This is a genomic window from Rhizobium sp. BG4 (assembly GCF_016864575.1).
Taxonomy (GTDB): Bacteria; Pseudomonadota; Alphaproteobacteria; order Rhizobiales; family Rhizobiaceae; genus Rhizobium.
In genome coordinates, this window is the sequence record NZ_CP044126.1 from 832,214 (window position 1) to 857,528 (window position 25,315).

The 25,315-nt window shown below is 63.2% G+C and carries 28 protein-coding genes; 14 read left to right on the plus strand and 14 right to left on the minus strand.

Going from position 1 to position 25,315, the window contains the following annotated elements:
- Positions 1-48 precede the first annotated feature (48 nt).
- The 3 genes from F2982_RS23990 to F2982_RS24000 are packed head-to-tail and all read left to right on the plus strand — an operon-like array spanning position 49 to position 2,080.
- On the plus strand, positions 49-588 hold the full coding sequence (locus F2982_RS23990) for a sigma-70 family RNA polymerase sigma factor (RefSeq protein ID WP_203430150.1): 540 nt from the start codon (positions 49-51) through the stop codon (positions 586-588).
- Positions 575-1,342, plus strand: coding sequence for an anti-sigma factor (locus tag F2982_RS23995; protein WP_130280139.1), 768 nt, complete (start codon positions 575-577; stop codon positions 1,340-1,342). The genes F2982_RS23990 and F2982_RS23995 overlap by 14 nt, the downstream gene beginning before the upstream one ends.
- Positions 1,343-1,363: 21 nt before the next feature.
- Positions 1,364-2,080: a Bax inhibitor-1/YccA family protein gene (locus F2982_RS24000; RefSeq protein ID WP_112712540.1), complete on the plus strand. Its 717-nt coding sequence runs from the start codon at positions 1,364-1,366 to the stop codon at positions 2,078-2,080.
- A gap of 148 nt (positions 2,081-2,228) precedes the next feature.
- On the opposite strand, the gene F2982_RS24005 is transcribed toward F2982_RS24000, so the two are convergent.
- The 3 genes from F2982_RS24005 to F2982_RS24015 form a co-directional block, all read right to left on the minus strand.
- Positions 2,229-3,347, minus strand: a complete 1,119-nt coding sequence (locus F2982_RS24005; RefSeq protein ID WP_203430151.1) for an RHE_PE00001 family protein — start codon at positions 3,345-3,347, stop codon at positions 2,229-2,231.
- Positions 3,348-3,424: 77 nt separating this feature from the next.
- Positions 3,425-4,141 carry a histidine utilization repressor gene (gene hutC / locus F2982_RS24010; RefSeq protein ID WP_203430152.1) on the minus strand — a complete coding sequence of 239 codons (717 nt, stop codon included), beginning with the start codon at positions 4,139-4,141 and terminating at the stop codon, positions 3,425-3,427.
- A gap of 59 nt (positions 4,142-4,200) precedes the next feature.
- On the minus strand, positions 4,201-5,547 hold the full coding sequence (locus tag F2982_RS24015; RefSeq protein ID WP_203430153.1) for a formimidoylglutamate deiminase: 1,347 nt from the start codon (positions 5,545-5,547) through the stop codon (positions 4,201-4,203).
- A gap of 116 nt (positions 5,548-5,663) precedes the next feature.
- Between F2982_RS24015 and hutI the strand changes: the two genes are divergently transcribed.
- Genes hutI through hutU form a run of 3 tightly spaced genes read left to right on the plus strand, consistent with a single transcriptional unit; the run spans position 5,664 to position 10,133 of the window.
- Positions 5,664-6,914, plus strand: coding sequence for an imidazolonepropionase (gene hutI, locus F2982_RS24020; protein ID WP_203430154.1), 1,251 nt, complete (start codon positions 5,664-5,666; stop codon positions 6,912-6,914).
- Positions 6,911-8,446 (plus strand): histidine ammonia-lyase, encoded by a 1,536-nt coding sequence (gene hutH, locus F2982_RS24025; RefSeq protein WP_203430155.1) that lies wholly within the window; start codon positions 6,911-6,913, stop codon positions 8,444-8,446. The genes hutI and hutH overlap by 4 nt, the downstream gene beginning before the upstream one ends.
- A gap of 1 nt (position 8,447) precedes the next feature.
- Complete coding sequence (gene hutU, locus F2982_RS24030; protein WP_199625509.1) at positions 8,448-10,133, plus strand: urocanate hydratase; 1,686 nt, start codon at positions 8,448-8,450, stop codon at positions 10,131-10,133.
- Between the two features lie 4 nt (positions 10,134-10,137).
- Here the strand turns inward: hutU and F2982_RS24035 are convergent, their stop codons facing one another.
- Together F2982_RS24035 and F2982_RS24040 are read right to left on the minus strand one after the other, a co-directional pair.
- Entirely contained in the window at positions 10,138-10,527 is a 390-nt protein-coding gene (locus F2982_RS24035) for a type II toxin-antitoxin system VapC family toxin (RefSeq protein WP_199625510.1), read from the minus strand.
- A complete protein-coding gene (locus tag F2982_RS24040; RefSeq protein ID WP_112712556.1) occupies positions 10,524-10,787 on the minus strand; it encodes a type II toxin-antitoxin system Phd/YefM family antitoxin in 264 nt (87 codons plus the stop codon). The genes F2982_RS24035 and F2982_RS24040 overlap by 4 nt, the downstream gene beginning before the upstream one ends.
- A gap of 81 nt (positions 10,788-10,868) precedes the next feature.
- Between F2982_RS24040 and F2982_RS24045 the strand changes: the two genes are divergently transcribed.
- From F2982_RS24045 to hutC (F2982_RS24065), 5 genes are all read left to right on the plus strand, one after another.
- A complete protein-coding gene (locus F2982_RS24045) occupies positions 10,869-11,444 on the plus strand; it encodes a HutD family protein (RefSeq protein ID WP_203431163.1) in 576 nt (191 codons plus the stop codon).
- A gap of 116 nt (positions 11,445-11,560) precedes the next feature.
- Entirely contained in the window at positions 11,561-12,508 is a 948-nt protein-coding gene (locus F2982_RS24050) for an ABC transporter substrate-binding protein (RefSeq protein ID WP_203430156.1), read from the plus strand.
- A gap of 61 nt (positions 12,509-12,569) precedes the next feature.
- Positions 12,570-13,343: an ABC transporter permease gene (locus F2982_RS24055; protein WP_130280157.1), complete on the plus strand. Its 774-nt coding sequence runs from the start codon at positions 12,570-12,572 to the stop codon at positions 13,341-13,343.
- Positions 13,340-14,125 carry an ABC transporter ATP-binding protein gene (locus F2982_RS24060; RefSeq protein WP_203430157.1) on the plus strand — a complete coding sequence of 262 codons (786 nt, stop codon included), beginning with the start codon at positions 13,340-13,342 and terminating at the stop codon, positions 14,123-14,125. The genes F2982_RS24055 and F2982_RS24060 overlap by 4 nt, the downstream gene beginning before the upstream one ends.
- Positions 14,126-14,145: 20 nt before the next feature.
- Entirely contained in the window at positions 14,146-14,847 is a 702-nt protein-coding gene (gene hutC / locus F2982_RS24065; RefSeq protein WP_203431164.1) for a histidine utilization repressor, read from the plus strand.
- Positions 14,848-14,849: 2 nt separating this feature from the next.
- Here the strand turns inward: hutC (F2982_RS24065) and F2982_RS24070 are convergent, their stop codons facing one another.
- Genes F2982_RS24070 through F2982_RS24085 form a run of 4 tightly spaced genes read right to left on the minus strand, consistent with a single transcriptional unit; the run spans position 14,850 to position 18,336 of the window.
- Entirely contained in the window at positions 14,850-15,662 is an 813-nt protein-coding gene (locus F2982_RS24070; protein WP_203430158.1) for a 3-methyl-2-oxobutanoate hydroxymethyltransferase, read from the minus strand.
- Between the two features lie 12 nt (positions 15,663-15,674).
- Positions 15,675-16,898 (minus strand): FAD-dependent oxidoreductase, encoded by a 1,224-nt coding sequence (locus F2982_RS24075; protein ID WP_203430159.1) that lies wholly within the window; start codon positions 16,896-16,898, stop codon positions 15,675-15,677.
- A 10-nt stretch (positions 16,899-16,908) separates the two neighbouring features.
- A complete protein-coding gene (locus F2982_RS24080; RefSeq protein ID WP_130280165.1) occupies positions 16,909-17,223 on the minus strand; it encodes a MocE family 2Fe-2S type ferredoxin in 315 nt (104 codons plus the stop codon).
- Between the two features lie 27 nt (positions 17,224-17,250).
- Positions 17,251-18,336 (minus strand): fatty acid desaturase family protein, encoded by a 1,086-nt coding sequence (locus tag F2982_RS24085; protein WP_203430160.1) that lies wholly within the window; start codon positions 18,334-18,336, stop codon positions 17,251-17,253.
- A 135-nt stretch (positions 18,337-18,471) separates the two neighbouring features.
- Between F2982_RS24085 and F2982_RS24090 the strand changes: the two genes are divergently transcribed.
- Together F2982_RS24090 and F2982_RS24095 are read left to right on the plus strand one after the other, a co-directional pair.
- On the plus strand, positions 18,472-19,500 hold the full coding sequence (locus tag F2982_RS24090; RefSeq protein WP_203430161.1) for a LacI family DNA-binding transcriptional regulator: 1,029 nt from the start codon (positions 18,472-18,474) through the stop codon (positions 19,498-19,500).
- Positions 19,501-19,653: 153 nt separating this feature from the next.
- Positions 19,654-20,466 (plus strand): TIM barrel protein, encoded by an 813-nt coding sequence (locus F2982_RS24095; RefSeq protein WP_203430162.1) that lies wholly within the window; start codon positions 19,654-19,656, stop codon positions 20,464-20,466.
- A 1-nt stretch (position 20,467) separates the two neighbouring features.
- On the opposite strand, the gene cobM is transcribed toward F2982_RS24095, so the two are convergent.
- Positions 20,468-21,226: a precorrin-4 C(11)-methyltransferase gene (cobM, locus tag F2982_RS24100; protein WP_203430163.1), complete on the minus strand. Its 759-nt coding sequence runs from the start codon at positions 21,224-21,226 to the stop codon at positions 20,468-20,470.
- Complete coding sequence (cbiE, locus tag F2982_RS24105; RefSeq protein WP_203430164.1) at positions 21,223-22,461, minus strand: precorrin-6y C5,15-methyltransferase (decarboxylating) subunit CbiE; 1,239 nt, start codon at positions 22,459-22,461, stop codon at positions 21,223-21,225. Before cbiE ends, cobM begins: the two co-directional genes overlap by 4 nt.
- Between cbiE and F2982_RS24110 the strand changes: the two genes are divergently transcribed.
- A complete protein-coding gene (locus tag F2982_RS24110) occupies positions 22,460-23,230 on the plus strand; it encodes a cobalt-precorrin-6A reductase (protein WP_203430165.1) in 771 nt (256 codons plus the stop codon). The two genes, cbiE and F2982_RS24110, sit on opposite strands and share 2 nt — an antisense overlap.
- On the opposite strand, the gene F2982_RS24115 is transcribed toward F2982_RS24110, so the two are convergent.
- The 3 genes from F2982_RS24115 to F2982_RS24125 are packed head-to-tail and all read right to left on the minus strand — an operon-like array spanning position 23,194 to position 25,315.
- Positions 23,194-23,958 carry a precorrin-3B C(17)-methyltransferase gene (locus F2982_RS24115; RefSeq protein WP_203430166.1) on the minus strand — a complete coding sequence of 255 codons (765 nt, stop codon included), beginning with the start codon at positions 23,956-23,958 and terminating at the stop codon, positions 23,194-23,196. The genes F2982_RS24110 and F2982_RS24115 overlap by 37 nt on opposite strands.
- Positions 23,955-24,686, minus strand: coding sequence for a precorrin-2 C(20)-methyltransferase (locus F2982_RS24120; RefSeq protein WP_203430167.1), 732 nt, complete (start codon positions 24,684-24,686; stop codon positions 23,955-23,957). The genes F2982_RS24115 and F2982_RS24120 overlap by 4 nt, the downstream gene beginning before the upstream one ends.
- On the minus strand, positions 24,683-25,315 hold the full coding sequence (locus tag F2982_RS24125; protein WP_203430168.1) for a precorrin-8X methylmutase: 633 nt from the start codon (positions 25,313-25,315) through the stop codon (positions 24,683-24,685). Before F2982_RS24125 ends, F2982_RS24120 begins: the two co-directional genes overlap by 4 nt.

The window sequence follows — 25,315 nt, forward strand, 5'->3', positions numbered from 1 at the left end:
TTGATGAGGCCGTGGAATAAATCCCGGCCAGCATCCGTATACTCAATCATGGAACGGAAAGAACGCCCATTCGATGTCATCGGACAGCTCGCAGCGCTCAGGCGCTATGCGCGTGCCCTGGTGCGCAATTCGGATGAGGCCGAGGATCTGGTGCATGATGCGCTGGTGCGCGCCTACGAGAAGCGTCAGAGCTTCCGCGGCGGCGGCAATCTTCGGACGTGGCTGCTTTCCATCGTTCACAACGCTCATATCGATCGCGTTCGCCAGAACCGGTCGCTGACACGCAGGCATGACGAAGCGGCCCTCGAGGCGGACCAGTCGCTGCCGGCAGGGCAGGAGCACGCCGTGCGCCTCCAGCAGGTTCGCGACGCCTTCTTCAACCTGCCGGAGGAACAGCGAGAGGCGCTGCATCTCGTCGCCATCGAAGACCTGTCCTATCACGAAGCCGCGGCATCGCTCGGCATTCCCGTGGGTACGCTGATGTCGCGCATTTCGCGTGCCCGCGCTCAGCTTCGGGAATTCGAGGAGAAGACGCCGCGCGTTTCGCACCTGCGCTTAATCGGAGGGAACGGCAATGAAAGCAGTTGATCCGATCATCGATACCGATCTCGACGCCTATGTTGACGGCGAGCTGGATGTTGCGCGCCGCATTCAGGTGGAATCCTACCTCTCTGAGAACCCTGACATCGCCGCCAAGGTGATGGCCGATCTCAGCATGAAGGGTGAACTGCGCCTGGCGCTTGCCGGCGAGGATACATTCGGCCGGATCGAGACGCGCGATGCCGCACGCCGCCTGGAGCGTGGCCTTTCCTACGGCCGCATCCTGCATACGGTTCAGCGGATTGCCGCCGTCGCCGTGCTCGTAGCCGCTGGCTGGGTCGCTCATACCTCGTTCGGCGCCTTCACGGCAACGGAAGTGGCTGCTTCTACACCGGCCCCGGCCTATGTCGAAGACGCCGTTCGCGCCTACCAGACGGCGCAGTTGCGCCAGACCATGCCGTCGCAGACGGCACCGCATTACAACGCCGACGAAATTCGTGCGGCGACCGCAATTACCATGCCCGAGCTGCCGAAGGGCTGGAAGGTCTCTGATGTTCAGATCTTCCCGTCGGAATTCGGCCCGAGCGTTGAGATGGCTATCCAGGAAGCGGACGGGAAGCAGCTTTCGCTGTTTGCCGTCAGGCCGGGGGCGTTTGCCGTGCAACCGGTTGGTCATCTCGCGCTCGACAATGCAGAAGCCGCCTACTGGCAAATCGGCGAAGTGGCCTATGCCCTCGTTGCCGGTGACGGTGGTTCCAACCTCGATAGGGCGGCCGAAGGCCTTGCCCGTTCGCTGTACTAGTTTGAAACCGAGGAGATCAGAATGAACCAGATCAACCCGCGTTACGGCTACGGCTCTGCCGCCGGCTCGCAGGCCCTCTTCGACGAGGGACTCCGCCAGCATATGCTGCGCGTTTACAATTACATGGGCATCGGCCTTGTCATCACCGGCATCGTCGCCTTCATCGTCGGCTCGACGCCGGCTCTGTACGTGCCGATCTTCCAGTCGCCGCTGAAGTGGGTGGTGATGCTGGCTCCGCTCGCCTTCGTCTTCTTCTTCTCGTTCAAGATCCAGACGATGTCGGCAAGTGCCGCGCAGATGACCTTCTGGGCCTTCTGTGCCGTCATGGGCCTGTCGCTTGCCTCGGTGTTCCTGGTGTTTACCGGCACGAGCATCGCCCGCACCTTCTTCATCGCCGCAACGATGTTCGGCGCGACCAGCCTCTACGGCTATGTCACCAAGCGTGACCTGGCGAAGGTCGGCTCGTTCCTGATGATGGGGCTGATCGGCGTCGTCATCGCCAGCATCGTCAACATCTTCCTTGGCTCGTCTGCACTGCAGTTCGCCATCTCGGTCATCGGTATCGTCGTCTTCGTCGGCCTGACCGCTTGGGACACGCAGAACATCAAGGAACAGTATTCCGAAAACCATGATCAGGAATCGAACCAGAAGCTTGCCGTCTTCGGCGCTCTGTCTCTCTACCTGAACTTCGTCAACATCTTCCAGCTGCTGCTCAACTTCACGGGCGAGCGGGAATAGGACTGCGCTTCTGGGGGCAATGGAAGCGCTAGAGCGCCCGGTCCGCAATCTGTGACAGGATGGCGGGCCGGGCGTTCACCCTTTAAATGAAAAGGCCGGAGCGAAAGCTTCGGCCTTTTTGCATTCCGGGTGGACTTTATAGTGCAGATCAGATGATGCCCCAAGCGCGGTAGCGGCCGCGGCCGGTGATCTCGCGAATGCCGATCTCGTTCAGCAGATTGAGCGCGCCGCGGCTGGTCACCTTCAGCTGCTTGGCGACCATCGCCGACGATACCATCGGCCGCGATAGCACGAACTCCGCCAGTTGCGGCAGGCTGCTGTTCGAGCGGCGATCCCTGAAGCGCAGCTCCATCTGCGTGCGGGCGAGCAGCAGGCGGTCCATCTCCTTGAGGCCGGTGGCAGCACTGTCGCTCATCGCTTCCAGGAAGGCGAGAAGCCGGGTCAGCCGGTCACGCGAGCGGCGCCGCTCGTGGCGGACGCTCTTCAAACCGGCGTAGAAGGAAAAGAGGTGCGAGGACACCTTGCCCCGCGCCCGCAGATGGCTGGAAACCAGCAAACCGCCGAGCCAGGACTGGCGCCGCAGCGGCTCGATCCGCTCCCAGGCGTCGAACAGAACGGCGGCGGCGAGAACCGGCGGCAGCTCGCCCGCGAGCGGCAGCACACCGCGCCAATCGGCAAGCCGCTGCCCCTCATCCCATTCGTCATCGCCGAAAAGGCCGAGCGGATCGTCGCTGCGCTTCTCCTTCGGCCGCTCTTCCTCGGCCTCGACGGGCTTGCCCATATGGGCATCAAGCAGTCGCTGCGAGCGGGCGAGTACCGCGTCGATTTCCGCAAGCTCGGCCGAAAGCAGCTGATCGGGCTCATCCGCCTCTTCTGTAGCAGCGGCAAAACCCTTGGTCTCAGGTGCCGTGCCCTCGTCCAGCCCCGCCCCTGCCAGTGCGTTGAGACCGGCAGCGCTCAGCGCCCAGGCGGGGTCGGCGGTCCAGATGCGGCGCCGCGCGCGCAGCACGGCATGGGCGATCGTCAGCTCGTGGCTCGGCGTGCGGCTGTCCATATGCGCGTCGTGGAGCACGAGATCCTCGACATGCACGAGCTCGCCCGCCACCCAAAGGGCGCCTGCTGCATCGAAGAAGTGGCCACGTTCGGCAAAGCCTTCGCCAACCGGCGAGCGCGCCGCCCGTTCATCGACGCGCGCCAGCATGTCCTCCGCCTGCACCACGGCAGGGAGAAGGCTTTTCAGAAGGGCATTGTCGATCTCGTGGCGCACGTCATTTTCCGGAAGTCATTTCGACCTTTACTTCCGCTATTTGACCGATGATTCGCAACCGGCGCGCCGATCAAATCTCAGGAAGCCGGGCTGAAACGGGCAACGAGCGCATGACGGTCACCAGGATAGGTAAAGCGCACATGGGTGACGGGACCGGCATTGCTCCAGGTCCGGCGTTCGACGACGAGGCAGGCGGTGCCGCGGGGAATGTCCAGCGCATCCGCCGCATTGCTGCTGGCGGGCGAGGCATGGATCTTGTGCTCGGCGGTCGTCCAGGGCACCTGTTTCACCAGCCACGGACCGGGCGCGGTTTCGGCGAAATCCGCGGTCGCCGCATCCGGCACTGTTTCGAGGTTGATCAGGCGCTCCTCGAGGCAGAAGGGGAGCGCGCCTGCGAAGTGGACGCAGGTGATTTCGCGAAGCGGCGTGCCGGGCGCAACGTCGGGAAGCTGACCCTCGCCGGCCTTCGCCTTGCGAGTTTTCTGGGCGATGACCCGATAGCTGTAGGCCACGTTCAGCGACTGAACCTCGGCCTTGATATCGTGGATCTCGAGAACCGCGGACTGCGCCTGCGGTTGGGTGACGAAGCTGCCGGATTTCTTGCGGCGTTCGATCAGTCCGGCCTTGGCAAGCTGGGTCAGCACCTTGTTGACCGTCATTCGCGAGCAGCCATATTGGGTGGCGAGATCGACCTCGAACGGAATGCGGTGGCCCGGCGGCCACTCGCCCGAAACGATGCGGCCTTCGATCTCGCTCAAGATGCTCTGATGCAGCGTGGCATCCTTGCTTGCCATATCAGGCTCCGGTTGACGTCCCTTCCCGCTCTATTGCGGATGCCGCAGAAGCGAAAGCCCTAGGCGGAAAGAAGTTCGCCCATTGCCGCCAGGAAACGGCGATTGATCGCCTCGCGCTTGCGATGGCGCCCGCCCTCGACCTGCTTGCGGCCGAGCGACCAGACGCTGTCGACACGCACGCCGCCTGCGAAGATCCAGTGGTCGAGGAGCTGATCGCCGGCGAGATAGGGCACTGCGCTGCAATCCAGAGAGACGATATCGGCATCATTGCCTTCGCCTAGCCCCGGGTTGGAAGCCAGTGCGGCACTGCCGCCGTTGACGGCATTGTCGAACAGGTTGCGGCCGGTCGAGCCGCCGGTTTCGGCGATGACATTGCGGGCGCGGCGGCCGAGACGCTGCGAATATTCCAGCTGGCAGAGCTCGCCCGGCAGCGAGATCATCACATTCGAATCCGAACCGACGCCATACCGGCCACCCTCTTCCAGGAAGAGCGGCGCTGCGAACATGCCGTCACCAAGATTGGCCTCGGTAATCGGGCAGAGACCGGCGATCACGCCGCTTTTCGCCATGCCGCGCGTCTCATCATTGGTCATATGCGTCGCATGGATCAGGCACCAGCGGCCATCGACCGGGGCATTTGCCAGCAACCACTCGACCGGCCTCGCGCCGGACCAGGAGATGCAGTCCTCGACCTCCTTCACCTGTTCGGCGACATGGATATGAACAGGGCCATCGCCGGCCAGCGGCAGGATTGCCTTCAGCTCATCCGGCGTCGTGGCGCGCAGGCTGTGCGGCGCGATCCCAAGATGCGCACCGTCGAGCTTACCGGTGATCGACGCACAACGTTCCATCAGGCGGCCGAAGCCATCGACGGAGTTGATGAAACGGCGCTGGCCATCGATAGGAGCTGCGCCGCCGAAGCCGGAATGGGCATAGAAAACCGGCAGCAGCGTCAGGCCGATCCCCGTCTCCGCGCTTGCCGCGCCGATCCGGCTGGCAAGCTCGGCGATATCGCCATAAGGGCTGCCGTCCTTATCGTGGTGCAGATAGTGGAACTCGCCGACCCGCGAGAAACCCGCTTCCAGCATCTCCATATAAAGCTGCGCCGCAACCGCCTCGACATGCTCGGGCGTCATCGACAAAGCGAACTTGTACATGACGGTGCGCCAGCTCCAGAAGCTGTCATCCGCGGGGCCGCGAACCTCGGCCAGTCCAGCCATTGCGCGCTGAAACGCGTGGCTGTGCAGGTTCGGCATTGCCGGGATCAGCACCGCGTGGCGCTCGTCAGCGGCGTCAGCCGCCACGTCGGTCTCGATCTTGGCAATCCGGCCGCCTTCCAGCGTCAGCCGCACATCGCTCTGCCAGCCGTTTTGCAGCAGGACATTCTTTGCATGGAGGGTCGTCATCGCTTGCTCCCTTTGAAGGCGTCCATCTTTCTTTTCCATGGAAGCGCCCAAAATTCCACTTGTCACCCGGTTATTATGTATATACATGTTTCGACATAAGGAAAGGCGTAAAGCTGATGACAGGGGATAATCTTCATAGCGAAATGGAGCGGCCGAGCCTTTGGCGCAATGCCAGACTGGCAACGCTCAATCCGGCGCAATCCGGTCTCGGGATCATCGAGAAGGGCGCCATCGTCACCGAAAACGGCCGGATCACTTATGCCGGCCCGGAAGGCGAACTGCCGGTTTCGATGATCGAACGCGCCGAGATCACCGATCTTGAGGGCCGCTGGGTCACCCCCGGCCTCGTCGATTGCCACACGCACATCGTCTATGGCGGCAATCGCGCTCGCGAATTTGAAATGCGTCTGGAAGGCGCCACCTACGAAGAGATCGCCCGCGCCGGCGGCGGCATCGTTTCCTCGGTCACGGCGACCAATGCGCTCTCCATCGACGGCCTCGTTCAGGCCTCGATCCGGCGGCTGGACACGCTGCTCTCAGAAGGTGTGACGACGATCGAGATCAAGTCCGGCTACGGGCTGACGAGCGACGGCGAACTGAAGATGCTGGAAGCCGCCCGCGCGCTCGGCACCATCAGACCCGTTCGTGTCAAGACCAGCTATCTCGGCGCCCATGCGACGCCCGCCCACTACAAGGGCCGCAACGGCGATTATATCAGCGAAGTCGTGCTGCCGACGCTTGATGAAGCGCACAAGCGCGGCCTTGCCGACGCCGTCGATGGTTTCTGCGAAGGCATCGCCTTTTCGACCGAGGAAATCTCCCGCGTTTTCGATCGCGCCAAGGCGCTTGGTCTGCCGGTCAAGCTCCACGCCGAGCAGCTTTCCAATCTCGGCGGCGCCAAACTCGCCGCCGGTTACGGCGCCCTCTCCGCCGACCATCTCGAATATCTCGATGACGAAGGCATTGCGGCCATGGCTGCGGCCGGAACCGTCTCTGTGCTGCTTCCCGGCGCCTTCTACGCCATCAACGAGAAGCAGAAGCCGCCGGTCAAGGCGCTGCGCGCCGCAGGCGTGCCGATCGCTATCGCGACCGACTGCAACCCCGGCACCTCGCCGCTGACCTCGCTGCTTTTGACGATGAACATGTCGGCGACGCTCTTCGGCCTGACCGTCGAGGAATGCATTGCCGGTGCGACGCGCGAAGGCGCGCGTGCCCTTGGTCTTCTCGGCGAAACCGGAACGCTGGAAGCCGGAAAGGCCGCCGACATGGCGGTTTGGGATATCGAGAGCCCCGCCGAGCTCGTCTACCGCATCGGCTTCAACCCACTTCACGCACGCATCTACAAGGGCGAAAGGATCGGCCGTTGACCATCACCCTCCATCCAGGCTCCGTTTCTCTGAAGCAGCTGGAAACCATCTACTGGACCGGCGAACCGGCCAGGCTCGATGCGTCCTTTGACGCAGGGATCAACAAGGCTGCGGCCCGCATCGCGGAGATCGCAGCCGGCAATGCGCCCGTTTACGGCATCAATACCGGCTTCGGAAAGCTCGCCTCGATCAAGATCGACGCCGCTGATGTCGCAACGCTGCAGCGCAATCTCATCCTGTCGCATTGCTGCGGCATCGGCGCGCCGCTGCCTGAGAATGTCGTTCGGCTGATCATGGCCCTCAAGCTGGTCTCGCTCGGCCGCGGCGCTTCCGGCGTGCGCATCGAGCTGGTGCGGCTGATCGAAGGCATGCTCAAAAAGGGCGTTATCCCGGTGGTCCCGGAAAAGGGTTCCGTTGGCGCATCCGGCGACCTCGCGCCGCTGGCGCATATGGCTGCGGTGATGATGGGCGAGGCTGAAGCCTTCTTCGCCGGTGAACGTCTCTCCGGCGCCGATGCACTGAAGAAGGCGGGGCTTGAGCCTGTCGTGCTCGCCGCCAAGGAAGGCCTGGCGCTGATCAACGGCACGCAGACCTCCACGGCACTGGCGCTGGCAGGCCTCTTCCGCGCTCACCGGGCAGCACAATCGGCGCTGATCACCGGCGCGATGTCGACGGATGCGGCCATGGGCTCCTCGGCTCCGTTCCATCCTGATATTCACACCCTACGCGGCCATCGCGGCCAGATCGATACGGCAGCGGCGCTGCGCGCCCTGCTCGACAACTCGGTCATCCGCCAGAGCCATATCGAGGGCGACGAGCGCGTGCAGGACCCCTATTGCATCCGCTGCCAGCCACAGGTCGATGGCGCCTGCCTCGATCTTCTGCGCTCCGTTGCCCGCACGCTTGAGATCGAAGCCAACGCAGTGACCGACAATCCGCTGGTTCTCTCCGACAACTCTGTCGTCTCAGGGGGCAATTTCCACGCCGAGCCAGTCGCCTTCGCTGCCGATCAGATCGCCATCGCCGTCTGCGAAATCGGCGCGATCGCCCAGCGCCGCATCGCGCTTCTGGTCGACCCTGCCCTCTCCTACGGCCTTCCGGCCTTCCTCGCCAAGAAGCCCGGCCTGAATTCTGGCCTGATGATCGCCGAGGTCACCTCTGCGGCGCTGATGAGCGAAAACAAGCAGATGTCGCACCCGGCATCGGTCGACTCGACACCGACGTCGGCCAACCAGGAAGACCATGTTTCCATGGCCTGCCACGGCGCCCGCCGCCTGCTGCAGATGACCGAAAACCTCTTCGGCATCATCGGCATCGAGGCGCTGACCGCCGCCCAGGGCGTCGAATTCCGCGCCCCGCTTGCCACCAGCCCCGAGCTGCAGAAGGCGATCGATGCGATCCGCACCGTCGTGCCGACGCTCGAAATCGACCGCTACATGGCCAATGACCTTGAGGCTGCCAGCAGCCTGATCGCTACCGGCGCGCTGAACGCGTCCGTATCCGCCAACATCCTTCCTTCCCTGGAGATCTGAGATGAGCAATCCGCGTCACAACATCCGCGAAATCCGTGCGCCGCGCGGCGACCAGCTGAATACCAAGAGCTGGATGACCGAAGCGCCGCTGCGCATGCTGATGAACAATCTCGATCCCGATGTGGCCGAGAACCCGAACGAGCTCGTCGTCTACGGCGGCATCGGCCGCGCCACCCGCACCTGGGACGATTTCGACCGCATCACCGCGACGCTGAAGACGCTGAACGAGGACGAGACGCTGCTGGTTCAGTCCGGCAAGCCGGTCGGCGTATTCCGCACTCACAAGGATGCGCCGCGCGTTCTGATCGCCAACTCCAACCTCGTGCCGCATTGGGCGACCTGGGATCACTTCAACGAACTCGACAAGAAGGGCCTTGCGATGTACGGCCAGATGACGGCCGGTTCGTGGATCTATATCGGCACCCAGGGCATCGTGCAGGGCACCTACGAAACCTTCGTGGAAGCCGGCCGCCAGCACTATGACGGCAATCTCAAGGGTAAGTGGATTCTTACCGGCGGCCTCGGCGGCATGGGCGGCGCGCAGCCGCTCGCGGCCGTCATGGCCGGCGCATGCTGCCTTGCCGTCGAATGCGACGAAACCCGCATCGATTTCCGTATCCGCACCCGCTATGTCGATGAAAAGGCAAAGACGCTGGATGAGGCGCTGGCGCTGATCGACAAGTGGACCAAGGCCGGCGAAGCCAAGTCCGTCGGCTTGCTCGGCAATGCCGCCGAAATCTTCCCCGAGCTCGTCAAGCGCATGAAGGCCGGCGGCGCACGCCCCGACATCGTCACCGACCAGACCTCGGCACACGACCCGCGCAACGGCTACCTGCCGGTTGGCTGGAGCGTCGAGGAAGCCAAGGCGAAGCGCGAAACCGATCCGAAGGCCGTCGAAGATGCCGCCCGCGCCTCGATGCGCCAGCATGTCGAAGCCATGGTCGCCTTCTGGGATGCCGGCGTTCCGACTCTCGACTACGGCAACAACATCCGCCAGGTCGCCAAGGACGAAGGCTTCGAAAACGCCTTCGCCTTCCCGGGCTTCGTACCTGCTTACATCCGCCCGCTCTTCTGCCGCGGCATCGGTCCGTTCCGCTGGGCAGCCCTCTCCGGTGATCCCGAGGATATCTACAAGACCGACGCCAAAGTGAAGGAGCTGCTGCCTGACAACAAGCACCTGCACAACTGGCTGGATATGGCCAGGGAGCGCATCGCCTTCCAGGGTCTGCCGGCACGCATCTGCTGGGTGGGCCTCGGCGATCGCCACAAGCTCGGCCTCGCCTTCAACGAGATGGTGAAGAACGGCGAGCTCAAGGCTCCGATCGTCATCGGCCGCGACCACCTGGATTCCGGCTCCGTTGCCTCGCCGAACCGCGAGACGGAAGCGATGAAGGACGGCTCGGACGCCGTTTCCGACTGGCCGCTGCTCAACGCGCTGCTGAACACCGCATCGGGCGCCACCTGGGTGTCGCTCCACCACGGCGGCGGCGTCGGCATGGGCTTCTCGCAGCATTCCGGCATGGTCATCTGCGCCGACGGCACCGATGACGCCGCCCGCCGCCTCGGAAACGTCCTCTGGAACGACCCGGCCACCGGCGTCATGCGCCACGCCGATGCGGGCTACGACATCGCGATCGATTGCGCCAAGGAAAAGGGCCTGCGGTTGCCGGGGATTTTGGGGAACTGAGGAATCACACCAATTGGATAAGGCCGCCGTATCGTGCGACGGTCTTGTCCACGGTGATCAGCGAAAGGCCCTCGACGAGCGATTGCGCGATGAGGATGCGGTCGAAAGGATCCCCATGAATATGGGGAAGTCCGCCGACGGCAACGGCATGTTCCCCCATTAGCGGAAGCTCACGGTAACTGTGATCTATCAGCGTTCGCCTCAGCCTCTCGGCATCAACAGAGAAATCGGGAAATCGCTTCAGCGACGACTTGATCGCAATTTCCCAAATGCTGACCGTTGAGAAAAAGACATCGTTCTCGACATCTTCGAGAAGTTCACGCGCTTTGTGCGGCAGCTTCCAAGACATGCCGCTCATCCAGAGAAGAATATGCGTATCAACAAGGAGCTTCATCGGTCGTTGAACTTGTCGGGATTGCCGTAGAACATCTCTTCAATCTCTTCGGCCATCATCGTGTCGAAGTCGTCGGGGACCTTGATCTGACCGTCCATGAACCCAATGCGGCGCTTCTTCGGCTTCTCGGCTTCATCAATCGGTACGACCTTGCCGATCGGCTTGCCTGCCTTGGCGATGATAAAGGACTCGCCCTTGGCGACCTTCTCCATCAGGCGCGACAGATTGGTCTTGGCTTCATGGATATTGACGATTTCCATGGCGTAAACCTCGTTGAACTTAGTCCACTAAACTTAGTCCACTTGCCCGCAATTTTCAATCCGGAGCCCGGCATGTCCAGCATGACCCATTTAAAAGCCGCCAATCACCGCCGCATGCCGTGGAAGAACGGCGGCGGGGAGACCGTCGAGATCGCCGTCTTTCCCGAGAATGCCGCGCTTGGCGATTTCGATTGGCGGGTGAGCATGGCAACAGTCGCGACCGACGGGCCGTTCTCGATTTTCGAAGGCATCGACCGGACGCTGTCGATCCTGTCGGGCGACGGCATGGGGCTCGCCATCGACGGACGGGAGCCTGTGCTTTTGACCCGGGAGAGCACGCCGCTCGCCTTCCCGGCCGATGTGCCTGTCATGGCGACGCTTGCCGGTGGAACGATCACCGATCTCAACGTCATGACGCGGCGCGGGCGCCTTGAGCACAGCGTCAAACGCTTTACCGTCGATGGCATGCTTGCGGAAATCGTCCAGGTCGGGACAGTTCTGCTTGTCTGCCGTGATGGAACCGTCAGCTGCACATATAATGGCGCGCAGATCGCTCTTGATCATGACGATGCGCTGTTATTACCGCTGGATTCTCCTTCCGCGCTCCAGCTTCAGGGCTCGGGAACTGCCTATCTGATCCATATCCACGCGCTGTGACGCCCGTCTGAAATTCCCTCTACTTTTGTATAGACAAGACAAAATCGGCGTGCCTAATATGCCAATAAACAGGCACACCGAACGCATGCCTAAACAAAGAGCAGGGAACGTCAGACATGAAAAAAGCATCTGTTATTGCTGCGGCTCTTGCCGCGCTTCTCGCCGGTAGCGCGGCTCATGCCGCTGAAACCAAGGTTTCGATCGGCATCTCGGGCTGGACCGGCTTTGCGCCGCTGACGCTGGCCAAGGAAGCCGGCATCTTCAAGAAGCACGGCCTCGACGTGTCGATCGTCAAGGTGCCACAGGCGAGCCGCCATCTGGCGCTGGCATCCGGCGACATCCAGTGCGCGGCAACGACCGTCGAGACCTGGATCGTCTGGAATGCCGCCGGCGTTGCGACGACGCAGATCTTCCAGCTCGACGTTTCGCATGGCGCTGATGGCATTGCCGCGAAGCCCGGCATCGAAAAGATCACCGATCTCAAGGGCAAGTCGGTTGCCGCTTCGGCGCCGGGCACCTCGCCCTACTTCCTGCTCGCTTTCATCCTCGCCAAGAACGGCATGAGCATGAAGGACGTCAAGGTCGTCAACATGGAGCCGGGCCCGGCGGCTCAGGCGCTGCTCGCCGGCCAGAACGACGCAGCCGTGACCTACGAGCCTTATCTTTCCAGCGTCCGCGCTGCGCCTGACAAGGGCAAGATCATCGCCACGACCCTCGATTATCCGGCCGTGATGGACACATTCGGCTGCACCACCGCCTTCCTGAAGGACAATCCGGAAGCCGCCAAGGCGCTGGCGGCCAGCTATTACGATGCGCTGGAGATGATCAAGACTGACAGGGACAAGTCCTTCGAGATCATGGGCAAGGACGTGAAGCAGTCGGGCAAGGAATTCGGCGAATCCGCCGCCTATCTCGAATGGCAGGACAAGGCAGCCGCCCAGAAATTCTTCGAAACCACCTTCAAGAGCTTCAACGAAGAAGCTGCCGACCTGCTTCTGCAGGCAGGCGTGATCAAGAAGAAGCCGGATCTGACGACGCTCGCCGATCCGTCCTTCATCAAGTAATCCCTGGACACCAACGGCGCGCGGTCAGCCCGCGCGCCCGAGACCATCGAGAAGGCGCGGCATGCATCCACTACAACCCATCGGAGCCCGCAGCAGACTGCTTTACGGCCTGCTGTTTTTCGTGATTTTCTTTGCGGGCTGGGGTTATGCGACGCTCGGCGGCTTCGTCTCCAAGACCTTCCTCGCCGATCCGATCACCATGGTGCAGGATGGCTATGACCTCCTGGTCAACCAGGGCTTCCTCTTCGATATCGGTATGACCATCTGGCGTGTCGTCGGCGGCTTTATCCTGTCGGCGCTGGTCGCCGTTCCGCTCGGCATCCTGATGGGCGCCTACAAGCCGGTCGAGGCCCTGCTCGAACCCTTCGTCTCCTTCGCCCGCTATCTGCCTGCCTCCGCCTTCGTGCCGCTCTTGATCCTCTGGGCCGGCATCGGCGAAACGCAGAAGCTGCTGGTCATCTTCATCGGCGCCGTCTTCCAGATCGTGCTGATGGTCGCCGTTTCGGTTTCCAACACGCGCCGCGACCTGGTCGAGGCCGCCTATACGCTGGGTGCCGGAGACAGTGGCGTCGTGCGCCGTGTCCTCATTCCCGCCAATGCACCCGATATCGCCGAGACGCTGCGCCTCGTTCTCGGCTGGGCCTGGACCTATGTCATCGTCGCCGAGCTGATCGGCGCGTCCTCGGGCATCGGCTATATGATCATCAACAGCCAGGCGCTGCTCGCCACCGGCCAGATCATCTTCGGCATCATCGTCATCGGCCTGATCGGCCTCGTCTCGGATTTCGCCTTCAAGTGGGCCAATCGCCGGCTCTTTGCCTGGAGGCTCGCATGAGCGAACTCGTCATCAAGGGCGTCAGCCGCACCTTTCCGGGTGTTCACGGCGGTCAGCCGACGCTGGCGCTGCAGCCGACGGATCTCGATATTCCCCGCAACGACTTCGTGACGATCCTGGGACCCTCGGGCTGCGGAAAGTCGACGCTGCTGCGCATCATCGCCGGCCTCGACAAGCCGACGGCCGGGACCGTTACGCTCGAAGGCAAGGCCGTGACCGGACCGGGCGCCGACCGCGGCATGGTCTTCCAGTCCTACACGCTGTTTCCCTGGCTGACGATCCGCGACAACGTCGCCTTCGGCCTGCGCGAAAAGGGCGTGCCAGAAAAGGAGAAGAACGAGATTGTCGCCAGCTACATCGACAAGGTCGGGTTGCGCGGCTTCGAGAACCACTGGCCGAAGCAGCTTTCCGGGGGCATGCAGCAGCGCACGGCGATTGCCCGCGCGCTCGCCAACAATCCGAAGATCCTGCTGCTCGACGAACCCTTCGGCGCGCTGGACAACCAGACCCGCGGCCTGATGCAGGAACTGCTGCTCGGCATCTGGGAACGTGAGCAGAAGACCGTCATCTTCGTCACCCATGATATCGAGGAGGCCGTGTTCATGGCCTCGCGCGTAGTGACGATGACGGCACGGCCCGGGCGTATCAAGTCGATCACGCCGGTCGATCTGCCGCATCCCCGGCATTACACGGTCAAGGCCAGCCCGGAATTTTCGGCGCTGCGCCTGAAGCTCACCGAAGAAATCCGCAACGAGGCGATCGCGGCGGCAGCGCACGGATAGGGAAGCTGGCCATGGGGGACATGCCGCTTCACCTTCGCATCCAGAACGACGTCGAGCGCAGCATTCTTTCCGGAGAATGGCCGCCCGGCCATCGCATTCCCTTCGAACACGAGCTGACTGTGCAATATGGCTGCTCTCGAATGACGGTGAACAAGGCGCTGACCGATCTCGTCAAGCGCGGGCTGATCGAGCGGCGGCGCAAGGCGGGCACCTATGTCCGCTTCCCGCATGCGCAATCGGCCGTGATGGAAATCCACGATCTCCGGCGCGAGGTGCAGGCCCTCGGCCTCCCCTACCGCTACACGATCGCCAGCCTGAAGGTCCGCCGCGTGAAGCGTGAGGACAGCACGCGCCTCAACCTCGAGGCAGGGACATCGGTGCTCGACATCGTTTGCGATCACTTTGCCGGCGACCGCCCCTTCTGCCACGAACAGCGCCTAATCAATCTTTCCGCCGTTCCCGAGGCTGCCGAGGAGCCCTTCAAGGATAGCCCGCCCGGCACATGGCTGCTCGGCAAGGTGCCCTGGAGTTCAGCCGAACACCGCATCCGCGCCGAACCTGCCAAGGCCGATATCGCCGCAGCGCTGGCTATCCCGGCGGGCAGCGCCTGCCTGGTGATCGAGCGCAAGACGCAGAGCGGCGATGTGCATGTCACCCATGTGAAGCTCACCTACCCGGGCGACAGCCACGAACTCGTGGCGCAATTCGCCCATGGTGGATAGCCTTAAGCCTGATCCAGTTCGCTCCTCAGCCGCTGCAGGAACAGCTTCAGCTGCTCCTCGTCGATGCCGACGAGATGCCGCTTTTCGGGATAGGCGCCGTTTTTCACGTCATCGGCGAATTCGGTGAAGGCAGCGATCCGTTCGCGCTGCAGCCGGTCATATTCGGCGGCGAAGTTGCGGTAGACCTTGGCGTGGCGCGGGTAGTGATCGCGGTTGGCGCCGAGCACGTCGTCGGCGAAGAGATATTGCGCATCGCAGCCGGTACCGGCGCCCATCGAGATCATCAGCATCGAGGTGTTCTGGCTGATCGCTGCGGCGACTTCGCCGGGGACCACTTCAATCTCGGCTGCGAAGGCGCCTGCCTCCTCCAGCGCCTTGGTCTGCCGCCAGATTTCGAAGGCGCTGGCGGCCGTCTTGCCGACAGCGCGGAAACCGCCGGTCCAGGTCGCCTTGGAAGGGATGAGGCCGACATGGCCGCAGACCGGAATGCCCTCTTCGCGCATGCGGCGGATGGTCGAGAGACCCGCAGCGCAATAGACGGCGTCACCGCCGGCTTTCAGCGCCTTGAAGGCTTCGCGCAGATATTCCTCGGCGCTGACATAATCGCCATATTCAAGGCCGGGAACGGCAAACGGGCTCGGCGCCGCCTCACGGAAAACCGGGCCGAGCAGCGCCGGGGGAACGGAGACCATGTCGATCTTCGCCTTTTCCGCGGCTTCCGCCTCCTCAAGCGTGGTGACGCGCAGCATCGTAAGCTGACGCTTACCTTTTATCGATAGGAGGTCGGCAACGGTCGGCCGGCTATGCTTCTTCATCTTGTTCTCCGTTCACGCCGCGAGCAGCGACTTCAGTTTGACATTGCTGGCGGTCAGCGCCGCCGGATCGGGATGGGCACGCGCGGCGATCAGCATTTCCGCAAGGCGGATATCGCGGGCGACGGCATTGCCGGTGCCGATGCCGCTTGCGGCCAGCAACCGTCCCTTGCCATCGAGATGGAAGAGGATGAAGGCGCCATCGCCGAGGTCGCGCCGCAGATGCGTGACGGCTCCATCGGCAAGCCCGGCGATCTGCAGCGTCAGGTCATATTGATCCGACCAGAACCACGGAACGGCCGAAACGGCCTCGTTCGCGCCCATCATGTTGGCCGCGGCGAGGTTGCCCTGCTCCTGGGCATTGCGCCACGACTCAAGCCGCACGCGTTTACCGCCGTAAATTTCAAGGGGAAAAGAGCAGCAGTCCCCGGCGGCATAAATGTCCGGCGATGAGGTCTGCAAATGCCCGTCGACGGCGATGCCGTTCTCGATCGCCAGGCCTGCGGCTTGCGCCAATTCCACATTCGGCTGCGCGCCAATTCCGACCAGGATAAGATCGGCCTCCAGCCTCTCGCTGGCAATCTTGATGAAGGCGTGGCCGGTCTCTTCGCCGACGGCCTCGATGGCGGCGCCGCAGCGCAGATCGATGCCTTCGCCGCGATGACGCTCGGAAAGCGCCAGCGCGATCTCCTCCGGAACGCCGCGTTTCAGGACGCGTTCCAGCCCCTCGACGAGGGTGACGCGGGCGCCGAGCTTGATCGCGGTGGCGGCTACCTCGAGGCCGATAAAGCCACCGCCGATGATGGCGATGTGCCTGCCGGGCTTCATGACATCGCGGAGCGAAACGGCGTCGTGATGCGTGCGCAATGCCCGAATCCGGGCGCTGACGGCCGGTGCACCCGGAAAGGCACGCGGGCTGGCGCCCGTTGCAAGCAGCAGCTTGTCATAGGAGAGGACCGAGCCATCGGAGAGAACGACGCGCTTGGCTTCCGCATCGAGGCTCTTTGCCGATACGCCGGTCATCAGGCGGATGCCAACTTCCGCATAGCGCTCGGAGGCGGCAATCAGCTTCGGCTCGAGGGCTTCGCTGATGCTCGCTTTCGACAAAGGCGGGCGCTCGTAAGGCAACAGCGTCTCGGTGCCGACAAGGGTGATCTCGCCGTCAAAGCCCTTTTCACGCAAAGCAAAGGCGGCCCGGGCGCCGCATTCGCCGGCCCCGATAATGACGAAGTGAGACATGGAAGCCTCCTCAGATGGAGATGAAGACAGAGCCGCCTTCGACCTTGACCGGATAGGTCTTCAGGTTGACGCAGACGGGTGCGCCCTTGGCCTCGCCGGTTTTGTAGTTGAAGCGGCCGTTATGTTTCGGACATTCGATGATGTCTTCCATCACCAGGCCATCGGCGAGATGGATGCGCTCGTGGGTGCAGAGCCCGTCGGTTGCGAAGAATTCATCGTCGGGGCTGCGATAGACGGCGAAGGTCTTGCCGTCATGGTCAAAGCGCATGACATCCTCTTCGTCGATATCATCCTTGGCGCAGACTTCGATCCAGTTTCCGCTCATATCTTCCTCCCAGAATTATCGTTGGTCTTACTGAGCCGCCGGGGCGAGCTCGGCGTGGAACTCCTCGCGATACGGCCGCGCCGTCTGCGGCAGTTCGCGCTTCAGGAAATAGTCCTCGTTTCGCAACTGGCGAAGAAAAGCCGGGATCATTTCCTTGTAGCCCGACCACATCGACGGGTTCGGCGCCGGAAGGTCGTGCTTGATCATCGCATGCAGCTGCGGCAGCGCATGGTACGGCACCATCGGGAACATGTGATGCTCGACGTGGTAGTTCATGTTCCAGTAGATGAAGCGGCTGATCGGGTTCATGTAGACCGTGCGGCTGTTCAGCCGGTGGTCGATGACGTTGTCGGCGAGGCCGCCATGCTGCAGCAGGCCGGTCATGACATGGTGCCAGGCGCCGTAGAGGCGCGGCAGGCCGATCAACATCAGCGGCAGGAACGAGCCCATATAGATCGCTAGCGCGATGGTCGCGACATAGATCGCCAGCCAGATGCGGGCGACGCGGATCGTCTTTGGCTGCTCCATCTCGGGAATGAAGGTCTTCTCGGCCTCGCTGACGACGCCGGAGGCGTTGCGCAGCATGTCGATCACAGCATAGCCGGCATCGAGGATGCCGAAGAAATTGAGGATCAGCCGGAAGAGGTCCGGCGGGCGCATGACGGCAATTTCCGGATCGCGGCCGACAATGACGGTGTCCGTGTGATGACGGGTATGGCTCCAGCGCCAGGTCACCGGGTTGCGCATGATCATGAAGCAGGCGATCTGATAGACGGCATCGTTCATCCAGCGCGTCTTGAAGGCCGTGCCGTGGCCGCATTCGTGCCAGCGGCTATCGGACGCCGAGCCGTAGAGAACACCATAGGCGAGGAAGAACGGAACGCAGATCCACGAACCCCAGAAATAGATACCGAGACCGGCGAAAACCAGCATGCTGCCGAGCCAGATGATCGTGTCGCGGATCGCAGGCGCATCCGAGCGCTGCATCAGCGCCTTCATCTCCTTGCGCGCTACGTCGGTGTGATACCATTGCGCTGCCGCAAGCCCGGTCTCAACCGCCCGGCGGCTGCTCTCCCCCAGCAGGCTGTAGTCGCGTTTCATCGTCTCGGTCATCTTTGCCTCCCGCCAATCCCTGGCTGATATGAAGGTTAAGTTGACTTTGCCCAGGGCTCAATGCAGTCTTGATATATTCTATCAAAAACCATCACATGTGGCTTTCATCTGTGATGGATTATATCAGGAACCGTCATGCGCCGACCGACGATATCAGACCTTGCCCATGCGTCCGGCGTCAGTGTGGCGACTGTCGACCGCGTGCTCAACGGGCGCCATAAGGTGCGCGAGGAAACGGCGCGGCGTGTCTATGACGCGGCGCAATCGATCGGCTACCACGCTGTCGGCCTGATCCGGCAGCGCGTCTTCGAGGATCTGCCGCGCTATCAGCTGGCCTTCCTGCTGCAGAAGCCGATGCAATCCTTCTACCAGGCCTTTAGCCGCGAAATCGAGATTGCGGCGGCGGCCTGCACCACCGCGCGTCTGCAGATCCAGATCGATTATCCGGCGGCCTCCACGCCTGCCGCCATTACCGAGAAGCTCCGGACGCTGACGGCCCGCAACCAGGCGGTGGCCATGGTGGCCCCGGATTATCCGGCCGTCACCGCAGCCGTGGAAGAGCTGAAACACAAGGGCATCCCGGTCTTTTCCGTGCTGTCGGATTTCGCCGAGGGAACGCGCGCCGGCTATATCGGCCTCGATAACCGAAAGGTCGGCCGTTCCGCGGCCTGGACGATCGCCCGCACGGCCCGCAAGCCCGGCAAGGTCGCCTGTTTCGTCGGTAGCCATCGCTTCCATGGGCATGAGCTGCGCGAAGTCGGCTTCCGTTCCTATTTCCGCGAGGAAGCGCCGGATTTCGATGTGCTGGAAACGCTCATCAATCTCGACACCGTGGAGATCACCCATGAGGCGACGTCGACGCTGCTGCAGAAACACCCTGATCTCGTCGGCCTCTATGTCTGCGGTGGCGGCATGGAGGGGGCGATCGCTGCGATCCAGGAGGAGAAACGCACCGGCGAGGTCGCCCTGATCGTCAATGAGCTGGTGCCAGAGAGCAAGGCCGCGCTGATGGACGGAACGGTGACCATGGCACTCAGCACCCCGCTGCCGGCGATCTGCCGCGAGCTGGTCGCCCAGATGATCGCCGCCATCGGCAACGGTGAGGCGGCAGTTCCCGGCCAGACCTTCCTGCCGTTCGAAATCTATATTCCGGAGAATATCTAGAATGATGGATTTCCATCATTCATCACAAAAATCTGTCACGGATGATAGGATGGACAGGCGTCTGCCTGCTGTCGCCTTTGCAATTTTCGGATAGAGATTCCCCGGGCTAGATTTGCGCTCCAGGACCGGAGCGCCCTTGGGAGGACTTTTGAAATGGCATCTGTTCGCTACGCGCTGAACCACATGGCAGCGCCCGCACTGAAGATTGACAGCTTCTTCGCGCTCGCAAAGTCGCTCGGCATCGACTCCGTCGAAATCCGCAACGACCTCAGCGGCAACGCGATCCTCGACGGCACCAAGCCGGCGGAGATCAAGGCGGCCGCCGAGCGCCATGGCGTGACGATTATCTCGATCAACGCCCTGCAGCGTTTCAACGAGTGGAACGAGACCCGCGCCGCCGAAGCCAAGGAACTGATCGACTACGCCGCCGCCTGCGGCGCCAAGGCGCTGGTGCTGGTTCCGAAGAACGACGGCACCGGCCGTGAAGACGGCGCGCGCCAAGCCAATCTGCGTCAGTCGCTGACCGCCCTGAAGCCGATGCTCGATGCTGCCGGCATCACCGGTCTGGTCGAGCCACTCGGGTTCGAAATCTGCTCGCTGAGCTCCAAGACGGAAGCGGCCGATGCGATCCGTGAACTCGGCGCTGAAGGCACATTCAAGCTCGTCCACGACACGTTCCACCACCATCTCGCCGGCGAGGCCGCGATCTTCCCTGATATGACCGGCCTGATCCACATTTCCGGCGTCGACGACAAGGACGTTTCCGTCTCTGATATGCGTGACCCGCACCGCGTTCTCGTCACGTCAGCCGACCGCCTCGACAATGCCGGCCAAGTGCGCGCGCTGCTGCAGGCGGGCTACAAGGGTCCCGCCTCCTTCGAGCCGTTCTCGGCCGAAGTCCATGCGCTGAAAGATCCGGCAGCGGCGCTGCGCCAGAGCATGGATTATCTCTCTTCGGCGATCTGAGCTATTCGCGGCCGCGGAAGCGGCGCTGATAGGCAGGATCGTAAAGCGAGCTTTCGCGGAAATCGCTGGCAGCAAGGGACGGACCGACGAAGATGATCGCGGTCCGTTCGATCGGTTCTGCGGCAACCTTCGCCTCGATATCACCGAGCGTGCCGCGGACGATCCGCTCATCCGGCCACGAGGCCTTGACGACGATGGCAACCGGGCAGTCAGCGCCGTAAAGCGGCGTCAGCTCGCTGACCACCTGGCCGAGCGCATGGATCGCCAGATGAATGGCAAGCGTCGAGCCGGTCGCGCCGAATTTCTCCAGCGTCTCTTCATTCGGCATCGGCGATGCCCGGCCGGAAACACGGGTCAGCACCAGGCTCTGCGCCACGGCCGGGATCGTCAGTTCGCGACCGAGCGCCGAGGCCGCGGCTGCAAAGGCCGGAACGCCGGGGGTCATGGTAAAATCGATGCCATGCTTTTCGAGGCGGCGGATCTGCTCGGCGACCGCGCTCCAGACCGAGAGATCGCCGGAATGCAGCCGCGCCACATCCTGACCGGCATTGGCGGCCTTCAGGTACTCGGCTTCGATCTCATCGAGCGACATCGGCGCGGTATCGACGATGCGGGCGCCCGGCGGGCAATATTGCAGGAGCTCCGGCGAAACGATCGAGCCGGCATAGAGGCAGACCTGGCACTTCGCGATCAGATCGCGGCCGCGAACGGTGATGAGGTCGGCAGCGCCCGGGCCGGCGCCGATGAAATGTACGGTCATGTCAGGTCCTTGATCCAGCGCCATTGCGTCACCGGCATTGCCGGCCGCCAGCCGCTCATCGTGCCGACGGGGGCGGCACGGGAAACTTCGAGGCGCGTCAGCGTTCCGCCGCGCTTGGCATATTCGGAAAGCAGCAGCGCTTCCATTTCCAGCGTCACGGCATTGGCGACGAGACGCCCGCCCGGCTTGAGCGCGGCGATAGCCGCCTCGAGTACGCCGGGCTCGCTGCCGCCACCGCCGATGAAGATCGCGTCCGGCTGCGCGAGATCGCGGAACGCCGAGGGCGCGGTGCCTTCGACCAGTGCGAGGCTTGGCACACCGAGAGCGGTTGCATTGCGGGCGATGCGCGCGGCGCGCTCCGGCGATTGCTCGATGGCGATCGCCTTCAGCGAGGGGTCGCAGAGCATCCATTCGATGCCGATGGAGCCGGAGCCTGCGCCGATATCCCAAAGCAACTCGCCATAGCGCGGCGACAGCGCCGACAGCGTCAGAGCACGGATTTCGCGCTTGGTGATCTGCCCGTCATGCTCGAAGAACCCGTCGTCCAGACCATTGGTGAAGGGCAGGATGCGGGCCTTTTCGTCAGCAACGACTTCGACGGCGCAGACATTGAGCGGATCGATAGCGCCGAGCGCGAACTCCGCCGCGAGCGCTGAGCGAACCTTCTCGCGCTCGCCGCCCAGTGCCTCCAGTACCGTCAGGCGCGAACGGCCAAAACCGTAGTTGGTCAGCAGCCTGGCGAGTTCCGCCGGTCCCTTCTCATCCGATGTCAGCGCAATGATGCGCCGTCCATCATGCAGGTGCGGCATGATCAGTTCTGTCGGGCGCCCGTGCAGCGATATAGTTGCAGTGTCCTGCAGCGGCCAGCCGAGGCGCGAGGCGGCGAGGCTGAAGGCCGAGGGAGCCGGAATCGTGCGCATCTCGTCCGCCGCGATCCGCCGCGAGAGCGTGGCGCCGACGCCATAGAGGAAGGGATCGCCGGAGGCGAGAACCACGACAGGCGTGCCGCGACGGGAAACGATGTCATCCACCGACGTCTCGAACGGGCTTTGCCATATCAGCCGCTCGCCCGAAATGAGACGATCGAGCAGCGCATGATGCCGGGCGCCGCCGAACACGACCGGGGCCGAAGCAATCAGCCGTCGCGCCTCTTCGCCGAGACCGTCTGGACCATCTTCACCGATGCCGATAATGGTCAGCCAGGTTTTTTCGGATCGGGACGGCAGATCAGACATGGCAGAATTCCGCGTTCTGATACTGGGCGGCACGAGCGAGGCGCGCCAGCTGGCGGCCGCGCTGCGGAAGCGCTCCGACGCAGATATCCTGCTGTCGCTTGCCGGACGTACGGAAAAACCGTCCGAACAGCCGGTTTCCGTGAGGATTGGTGGTTTCGGCGGCGTCGAAGGACTTTCGCGTTTCCTTCGCGAAGGCGAATTTGACCTGCTCGTCGATGCCACGCATCCCTTTGCCGCCAGAATTTCCGCGAATGCCGCGGAGGCTGCAGAAATGACCGGCATTCGGTCCATCGCCTTGCGCCGCCCGCTCTGGAGCGAGGAACACGGCGACCGCTGGACGCATGCCGCGACCATTCCCGAAGCGATAGAGGCACTTGGAGCTGCGCCGCGCCGCGTCTTCCTGGCGACCGGCCGGCAGGAGGCGCATGCGGCAGAGGCGGCTCCGCAGAATTTCTATCTGGTCCGCAGTGTCGATCCCGTCACGCCGCCATTGAAGCTCGATCATGCTGTTTTCATTCTCGACCGCGGCCCCTTCGCGCTGGATGCCGAGCTGTCGCTCCTGCGGGACCATCGCATCGACGCCGTGATCGCCAAGAACAGCGGCGGCGACGCCACTTATGCTAAGATCGAAGCGGCGCGCATGCTCGGCATCGAGGTTTTCATGATCGGCCGCGCCGTGGCGCCCGCCATGAAAACGGTCGAGACTGTCGAGGACGCTCTGGCGGCGATCGATCACCTCGTCCCTCCGGCGATGAAACGCGGCGTATAGATCAGATCCGGCTTGCCATCCCGCGCCACGATGCGGGTTTCCGGCGAGCCGATGATGACACAGGTCGCCATATCCGCAACGGCGGCATCGGCCGTCTCCAGCGGCTGTACCGTGATGCGCTCGTCCTGACGGCCAGCGGCACGGCCGAAGATGACGGGCGTCGCGCCCGGCAATTCATTGCGCAAAAGCTCGAAGGCACGGCCGAGCTGCCAGGGCCTTGCCTTGCTGATCGGATTATAGAGCGCGATGACGAAACCCGCCTGCGCTGCAAGGGCCAGCCGCTTCTCGATCACATCCCAGGGCTTCAGATTGTCCGACAGCGAAATGGCGCAGAAATCGTGGCCCAGCGGCGCGCCGGTGCGGGCGGCAACCGCGAGCATCGCCGTGATGCCGGGCAGCACGACGAGATCGACACCGCGCCATCCGGCAGGTCCCTTGTCAATCGCCTCGCAGATCGCCGCCGCCATGGCAAAGACGCCGGGATCGCCGCCGGAGACGACGCAGACAGTGCGTCCTTCGGCAGCCATCTTCAGCGCCGCATTGGCACGGTCCAGTTCCTCGCGATTATCGGAGGCATGACGGCTCTGGTATGGCTGAAAATCGATCCGGTCGAGATAGGGGCCGTAGCCGAAGAAATCGGTCGACGCGGAAACGGCGCGCGCCGCTTCCGGCGTCATCTGGTCGGGATTGCCCGGGCCGGTGCCGATGACATAGAGCGTGCCGCTCATCGGCTCGCCTCCCAGCCGGGAACGAGCACCAGCGAGAAATAAGGCGCATCGCCATCCGGCCGCTCGGCGAGCTTGATCATCGCCGCATTCGCCATCGTGCCGCGCTCGACATAGACGGCCTCCTTCAGGCGTCCCGCGCCTTCCAGCGCCCGGCGGATCTTCGGCAGATTGCGGCCAACCTTCATGATCACGGCCGCCTGGGTATCCGCCAGCCGGCGGGTCAGCTCGGCTTCCGCCATCGTGCCCGGCAGCACGGAGAGCACGTCGTCCCCTTGGACGATCGGCATTCCCGCAACCGACCAGCAGCCGGACATGGCGCTGATGCCTGGGATGACTTCGGTCGGATAGCGATGCGCAAGACGGACATGCAGATGCATGTAGGAACCGTAGAACATCGGATCGCCCTCGCTGAGGATCGCGACCGTCTTTCCGGCGTCGAGATGCGCAGCAACCGCAGCGGCCGACGCATCGTAGAAACCGGTGATCTGGCTCTGATAGGCCATTTCGCCCTTATCGATCTCCGTCGTCACCGGATAATAGAGCGGCAGCAGCTCGGCGCGGTCAGAAATCAGATGCTGGACGATGGCGCGGCCATTGCCGCTGCGCCCCTGCTTGGCGAAGAACGCGATGACCTCGGCGTTCTCGATCGCCTTCGCTGCCTTGATGGTCAGAAGCTCAGGATCACCCGGGCCGGTGCCGACGCCGATCAGACGGCCTTGCGTACTCATAGACCCGGCCTCGCAAGTGCATTGACCGCGGCCGCCGTCATCGCGCTGCCGCCGAGGCGGCCGCGGACGATGGCATAGGGAACGCCGTAGGAATTCTCCGCCAGAGCATCCTTGGATTCCGCCGCGCCGACAAAGCCGACGGGCATGCCGAGGATCGCCGCAGGCTTGGGACCACCATCGCGCAGCAGTTCGAGCAGATAGAAGAGCGCGGTCGGCGCATTGCCGATAGCCACGACGCTGCCGGCCAGCCGCTCGCGCCAGAGCTCGATTGCCGCCGCAGAGCGTGTATTGCCCTTCGCCTTGGCGAGCTCGGGCGTGCGCGGATCGCGCAGCGTGCAGATCACGTCATTTCCGGCCGGGAGCCGTGCGCGGGTGATGCCATGCGAGACCATCTCGGCATCGCAGAAAACAGGCGCGCCCGATTTCAGCGCCTCACGCGCCGCCGTGACGACACCGGGAGCGAATTCGAAGTGAGCAGCAGCCTCGACAAGACCGCAGGCATGGATCATGCGCACGGCGACATCGGCCGCTTCAGGCGAGAAGCGCGAAAGATCGGCTTCGCTGCGGATGATCGCAAAGGAGCGCTCGTAGATGGCGTCGCCTTCGCGGATGTAATCGTAGTCTGGCAT